Origin of the sequence: Cupriavidus sp. CuC1, from assembly GCF_044627735.1 — a bacterium.
In the GTDB taxonomy this organism is placed as follows: domain Bacteria; phylum Pseudomonadota; class Gammaproteobacteria; order Burkholderiales; family Burkholderiaceae; genus Cupriavidus; species Cupriavidus ulmosensis.
The window spans coordinates 65,399-71,417 of sequence record NZ_JBIUHC010000034.1; the positions used below are offsets into that span (position 1 = coordinate 65,399).

The window sequence follows — 6,019 nt, forward strand, 5'->3', positions numbered from 1 at the left end:
AGCGCTTGCTATTCGCCGAGTGGTTGTGCCTGCGCAGCGATCTCGACCGTCTCTGGAGCACGAGGACGATACCCGTTTTGCTGGGGGCTCGACGCGAACCCTATTGTGGGGACCAGGAGCCATACCGCCTGGTGCGGGACCCGGTCTTTTGGCCACCTTACGCCAATCGGCGCAACGCCAGCTCAAATCCGCTGGCCATGGCAATAGGATCGAACTAACCGCCCAAGGCGGCGGGCAGCATACTGCTGCTGGCAGGCGAGGCACAAGGGACGACGCAGCGGGAATGGATGTGGCTGGTTGAACGACGCGCCCGAACCATCAACTCTGGCTATGCGTCGGGTCGTGTCATGCCGATAGTGTGATTGCTGTTCCTCGACGATCCGATCGGCTTCGTACTACGGGAGATCGCCACATGGCCGTCCATGTCAAGCCCTTTCACTGCGTCAGAAGTGTCCAGGAACCGGTCTTCGTGGTAGCCGGCGATGACTGTCGCCGCATCGGGGGGCCCCGAGTCCCGGGCGGTCCTTTACCGCAGGCCTCCCGCAAGCTGGGCACAGGGCTTCGGGTGACCGATCAAGCCACTGCCTTGATGTGCGCCATGTCCGATACGCCTGTCGCCCGACGCGGGCCCTAGAATTCCGAATGAAAAATATGGCCCAGACCTGCCGCCACATGTTGCCGCGACTTGCCGGCGGTTGCCCATGGGCTCGGCGTGATCTCGAGAGCGTCCTTACAGGCCATCGTCGAGGAACACGTCTCTCGTATGCGGATGGCGACTCCGCCCCTGAGCACGCCGATGACCCAGCTCAACTGAGGCACCGAGCGGCTGATGGACATCTCCGAGTTGGCATGTCGGAAGCCGGCCGCCGCATGCGTTGCCGTGGCATACCGGATTGAGGGTATGTGCCCTCAACGGGCCGCGTCGACGCGAAGTGTCTCGCTAGAAACGATGCTGTCCATCGGCCGACAATGACGGCCCATTGCGGCATCGACCTCGCAGAACGGGCCCGTTGGATCGGCGAGCCTCAGGAAGCTTCCGCTGGGCCACGTTAGATTTGCGGCCACTGCCAGCTCCTCGCGCCGTCTGCGCGTGTGTCTACCTGTCGTATCTGGCGTCGGGTTACCGTGCGTGCTTTCTCCGTGCACCTGTTCGCTTGGCGTATTCTTGCCGAGCGCTGCCTTTTCTCCCCCTGGTGAGTGCCACTAACGGCCGCTAGTTCTCCTCCGGCGCAAAGTTGGGACTTCAATCCTTCGCGCCTTGAATTTCACGGAAGAGGCCAAGTGGAGTGCGGCAAAGCCGCCAGAAAGGATGGCGTGGGCCGTGCAGGGCGGATCGGGCCGCTGAACATGTGGCGTCCCCGTCTGCATCCAGGCCGGATACGCAGTGGGCGCGTTTGGCACAATGCATTCCCGCTTGAATGGAAGCCTTTGGGGAGCAAGTCGCCACGGATTTGAGACCCGCCAATCTCACGAACTTGCGGGTAGTCTTGATCGCGCAAGGTGCCACCCAGGAAGAAGAATGTCTGGGAACCGCTGCTCGCCGGTCTGGAAGAAAACTGACCGTCCCACGTTGCGGCGCTTGCGCAGGCACGGCCGGAAGGGCACCAACTGTATCCACTAACGCCAGCGTAGTGCTGGCGCTTTATCTCCCCGGTGCCCACTGCGACCACGGCGCAATCCTCGAACCGCGGCGAGACATCGTGGAAGAAGTGAAGGGACGCACAGGCTTGCGAGTTCGGCGGGCTGGCAATGCCGTTTGCACAAACAACCTCACCTTTGGTGGGCAGAACTGCCCGCCTAGCTAACGATTAGGCAAAGGTGAGGTCCGTTGTGCGCTTGCGGCAACTGGTATCCTGCTGGACATCAGCAAGATTCACCTAAGGTGATTCGGGCTGTCATTGCGTGTTCTGGCCAACTGAGTCGACCCTAGCGCATGTCGAAGCGACGCGTCCGATCTCGACCTGTTTCAAGCCACGCACGCGCGTGGCAAGCAGTTGGCCGTGCAGAATGTGAAGAGCCGGATAGCCTGACCCTGACGGGATGCCGCCACAAGCGCCCCACGCTCGGACTGTATGAGCCCAGGACCGACAGGCGGGGCGGGTCTTTGACGCTAGCGGGCACTTCAATTCCTCGGCGGTTAAGTTTATGCAGCTCCCTGGCCGCCGACGGAACGCATCTGCGCAAGACGTACCAGGGACTCGGTCGGGTTCTCGGGGTCCGCAACCCACTCGCCGTGCACCACGCCACCGCTGGCACCGGTCTTGGCGAACGGGGCGAGTGTGGCTTCGAGCCGGGCCGAGTCTGCATGCACTGCCAGCACAGGTAGCGAAACCCCTCTCCTTGCCTAGTGGTACCAGAGCATTGGCCGCCCGTCGCTGCCCCGCATGATTCTGACTCAGCGTCGCTGCTCTGTGGCTTCCAGGGATTTGCTGGGATCGGTGCAAGGGAATAGGGCGGCTCCCTGGCAACACACCCAGCGCGAGAATCATTCCGCTGGGTCCTCATCGCTTATCCCATTGCCAAGCCAGCTTGGCGACGCATGCGGGACACCACATTCATCCGCTAAGTCTTTGAAACTACACAGAAAACATCGCCTGCCACATTTAACAGACCCAAAATGTCAAGCAGAATGCTATGCCGATAATCAGTACAAAGACCCTGCATAGCATCTGCCGCGAGGTAGGGAGCGCTATTACCTCGCGTCAAAGTCGATTGTGTGACCAGTGAGTAACTCGGCCGTCGGGCTTCCAAACATTGACTGGGCTCACTGCTCGAGGTGTCGTGCCATACGTTAGCGCATGCGATAACCCTTCTTGCCGCCGCCAGCCCGCACAGCAGCCTCGAATTTCCAAGATGATTCGGACTCGTTTCGCCTTAGCACCCGGCACAGATAGTTTAGGTGAACCGATTTGAGATATTGTCAAATCTGCGCTTCGTCGCACAGGAGCACCACAGGCGGCGCATCAGCGCGAAGCGCTTCTCGGCGATGGTCTTGGGCTGCGGGTGTCTCACACCCGCAGCACTCAGAAGCGCGCTGAAGAAGGGTCCCTCGTAATCACTGCGGTGGTGCTCGCAGGACATGCGCAGTACGAGAATGTCGCCACGGTGCCTGGCTAGGTGTAGTGCCAAATAATCGATTGCATGAGTCTTGCCCATGCGTGGGCGAGCGTAAATGAGCGCGCCGGGGATCAACACGCGCACACAGTGCTCGACAAGATCGACGAATGCTTCGATGGCCGCGGTCGCCACGCGGTAGTGGCGACGTGCCAAGGGATGGTTATGGACCGTGCTGGCGATTGTCCAAGCATGCGCTGGAATGGTTGCGCGATGTCCATGACCAACTCGCCTGCCATGGCGTGCGGCTCATCACCTTCCTGGTCGGGCAACCGCAGTTGATGGAACACAAGGCGCAATACCAGCTCGCGGGCGACGAGCAGATCGTTGCGCGCTTCATGATCGAGCAGCTGCACTTCCGGGGGATCACGAACGCGGTGGAAGCGGCGACGTGCCTGGCCAGCTATGACCTGAGCCGCTATCCGGAGGACACCGGCGACACCTTCACCGCATTCTTCTATCCTGACGCATGCGCTGCCGGACTACGGCTTGAGCAGTCAGCAGCGGCGCTATGGAACGGGTTCGTGAACGCGCATGCGGCCGCGCAACTGGCAGGGCCAGTGGAGATCCCAATGGACTACTTCACCCGTGCCGTGGAGTCGATGTTGCTGAACGGGCCGCAGTGGGACTCAACCGGGTTGGTGCTCGAGCCAGCACACTGGGAGCGAGCCGTCCGGGAGTCCGGCTACGTGGCGGCGCAGCAGACAGTGCGGCTGCAGGTGTAGAGATGGTCCTGCCAATACTCATAGTGCTGCCGATCCAGGTACAGGAAGCAGCCCCTGCGCCCGAGCCGGTGGCCGCGAATGAACGCGACGCGCTCATTCGCTATCGGCGCCGAGTGCTGTGCCTCCCTCCACATCCCACCGGCAGTTGGCAGGGTAGGGCGATGGTCCGGCACAGCACGATGTTCGGCGCAATGACAGAAGCCGAATCGTATGATTTGCTTCGCGATTGCGAGCGGCTGACTCGGCTACTGCTGCGCCGCTCGTGGGCGAGCCTTCCGCGACGCCAACGGCGTTGGATCCGCAGCCGTGAAGTGTAGTAAAGATGCGACCTGCTGGCAGAACCAAAAATCCATGCAAATCAAGGAACTAGAGATTCTTGGCCGAGCAACGGTATCAACATTACTACGCTTTTTCGAGTAGTAAAGTTGGCACTATCTGAAGTCGCGAAGTAATGTTGGAACTATCGCAGGTCCGTCACATGGTCGCATCTTTACTACGCTTCAGGCCGGCTTAGCGGCTTTGATGTCGTCGAACAGAACGACCGTCCTAGCGACAGCATGGCAAAACTGCCCGCAAAATAGGGCGGGTTGAATTCCGAAGCCACAGGATCGTTAGAGCGATGAGGGAGCGAAGGAAAATCGTCGCGTTGCTGCCTGAACTCTTGCAGTGAAGGCCGGCCAGGCGGCAAAGCCGCCGGATCTGGGGGTAGTCGCGACTTTACTACGCAAAAGGAGCATCTTTACTACCCTTCACGCCAGCGTCGCTCGGCGCAAGTCGCCATACTGTCTCCACAGCTTGATCAGTGAGGCAAGCAGCGAGAGGTAAGACATCCGCGCGGTTGGGAGAAAGCGCGGCAACTTTCGCCAGCACGCCACTCCGATCAATGCATGCTCGCCGCGGCCATGAAGAACGTCGCACGCCAGCCGTGGTGCTCCGCCACGAAGCCACCAACCGCTCTTGACAGCAACATTCCCATCAGCAAATCTGTCATCACCGTACCCACCACTTTTCCACGATGCCTGTCGGGCGCAAGTGTCGCCGCGGCCGGCACCACGTCCTGCGCCATCGTCGCCGTGAAGCCAATGCAGGCGCTGGCAACGAGCAGCATGCCAATTCCCGGGGAGAGAGCTCCAAGCAGGAGTGCCAACGTCAGAGCCGTCGCCTTGATGACGATGACGCGACGGCGATCAAATCGGTCTCCCAGCGGCGCAAGCAGCAAGACCCGCCGCATAGCCAAGTTGCAGCAGCGTTGGCACGAGGCCGATCGTGCTCCCGGACGCCCCGATATCGTCGGCAAGCACACCAAGCAACCCTGGCTGAGGTACAGCGACGCGACAGGCAATCCCGCCGCTGCCGCCAGCAGCATCACCGTCTTATTGGGTAGCGTCGTGTGGGGAGCTGGGGCCTGGCTGTCCGTCGGACTCATGGTTCGCGTGGAAGGAGGCTTGGTGGCCGACATATTGATTGATGCTCAACTAAGGGAGTAGAACTAGGCGTCCCACTGCGCTTGCCGCAGCTGAGCCGCGCGTTGGCGCCAACCGCTTGGAGCCACCCCTTTCAAGGTGATGAAGATTAGGGCACCCTCCGTGTTCTCGAACCCGAAAATGGAGTCAGTGGCGTGGTGCTGGATGCAGTGGTGGAACGCTTTATCGAACACAGCCCGATCAGCGTGATGGCGCGGCTGGGGTTGCAACGCGCCCTCGGGGAACGGGATGCGCACACCATGTGCGCAGTTCCCACAGAGATCGTTAGGCGCATGAACCCTGCTGAGATGCCCTTCCTGCAGGTAGGGATTCACCCGTGGCGCGATGCATGCTCAGAACATAGCTGAGATCGATCACGGCAAAGGTGGCGCGGATCAGCGCAATGTCATAGGCAAGGTCTTGCCAGCGGACTCGCCAGGCTAAATGGGCGATACCGGTGTCGAGGTGGTGGAGACTGCTAACTACCGCTCGTGCCGGCAGCAGATATTCAAGACTGACCTTAGCACGGATGAAACGCACCAATTGTTTATCGTGCCCACCGTTAGCGCATGTGATTTTCAACTCTTAGCCGTCATTGGGGCGACGCGTGACGACGAGTTCGATCATGGTCTGCGCACGACTAGTGTCCTGCGTCAGAAATTCGCAGACAAAATCTCCTGATGCTGGCGAGGATGTCATCGGCGGACTTCGTCCACA

Annotated in this window: 4 protein-coding genes and 1 pseudogene; 1 reads left to right on the forward strand and 4 read right to left on the reverse strand. The window is 60.5% G+C overall.

Annotated features, from left to right (window positions below):
* Nucleotides 1-2,143: 2,143 nt before the first annotated feature.
* Together ACGLHR_RS16910 and ACGLHR_RS16915 are read right to left on the reverse strand one after the other, a co-directional pair.
* Nucleotides 2,144-2,311, reverse strand: coding sequence for a hypothetical protein (locus ACGLHR_RS16910; protein ID WP_400095345.1), 168 nt, complete (start codon nt 2,309-2,311; stop codon nt 2,144-2,146).
* Between the two features lie 584 nt (nt 2,312-2,895).
* Entirely contained in the window at nt 2,896-3,270 is a 375-nt protein-coding gene (locus tag ACGLHR_RS16915) for a hypothetical protein (protein WP_400095347.1), read from the reverse strand.
* Between the two features lie 26 nt (nt 3,271-3,296).
* Here ACGLHR_RS16915 and ACGLHR_RS16920 point away from each other — a divergent pair, with 26 nt between their 5' ends.
* Complete coding sequence (locus ACGLHR_RS16920; RefSeq protein WP_400095349.1) at nt 3,297-3,839, forward strand: hypothetical protein; 543 nt, start codon at nt 3,297-3,299, stop codon at nt 3,837-3,839.
* Between the two features lie 752 nt (nt 3,840-4,591).
* Here the strand turns inward: ACGLHR_RS16920 and ACGLHR_RS16925 are convergent.
* Nucleotides 4,592-5,265: pseudogene (locus ACGLHR_RS16925) on the reverse strand (MFS transporter); the annotation flags it as partial.
* 322 nt (nt 5,266-5,587) lie between these two features.
* On the reverse strand, nt 5,588-5,845 hold the full coding sequence (locus ACGLHR_RS16930) for a hypothetical protein (RefSeq protein WP_400095351.1): 258 nt from the start codon (nt 5,843-5,845) through the stop codon (nt 5,588-5,590).
* Nucleotides 5,846-6,019 lie beyond the last annotated feature (174 nt).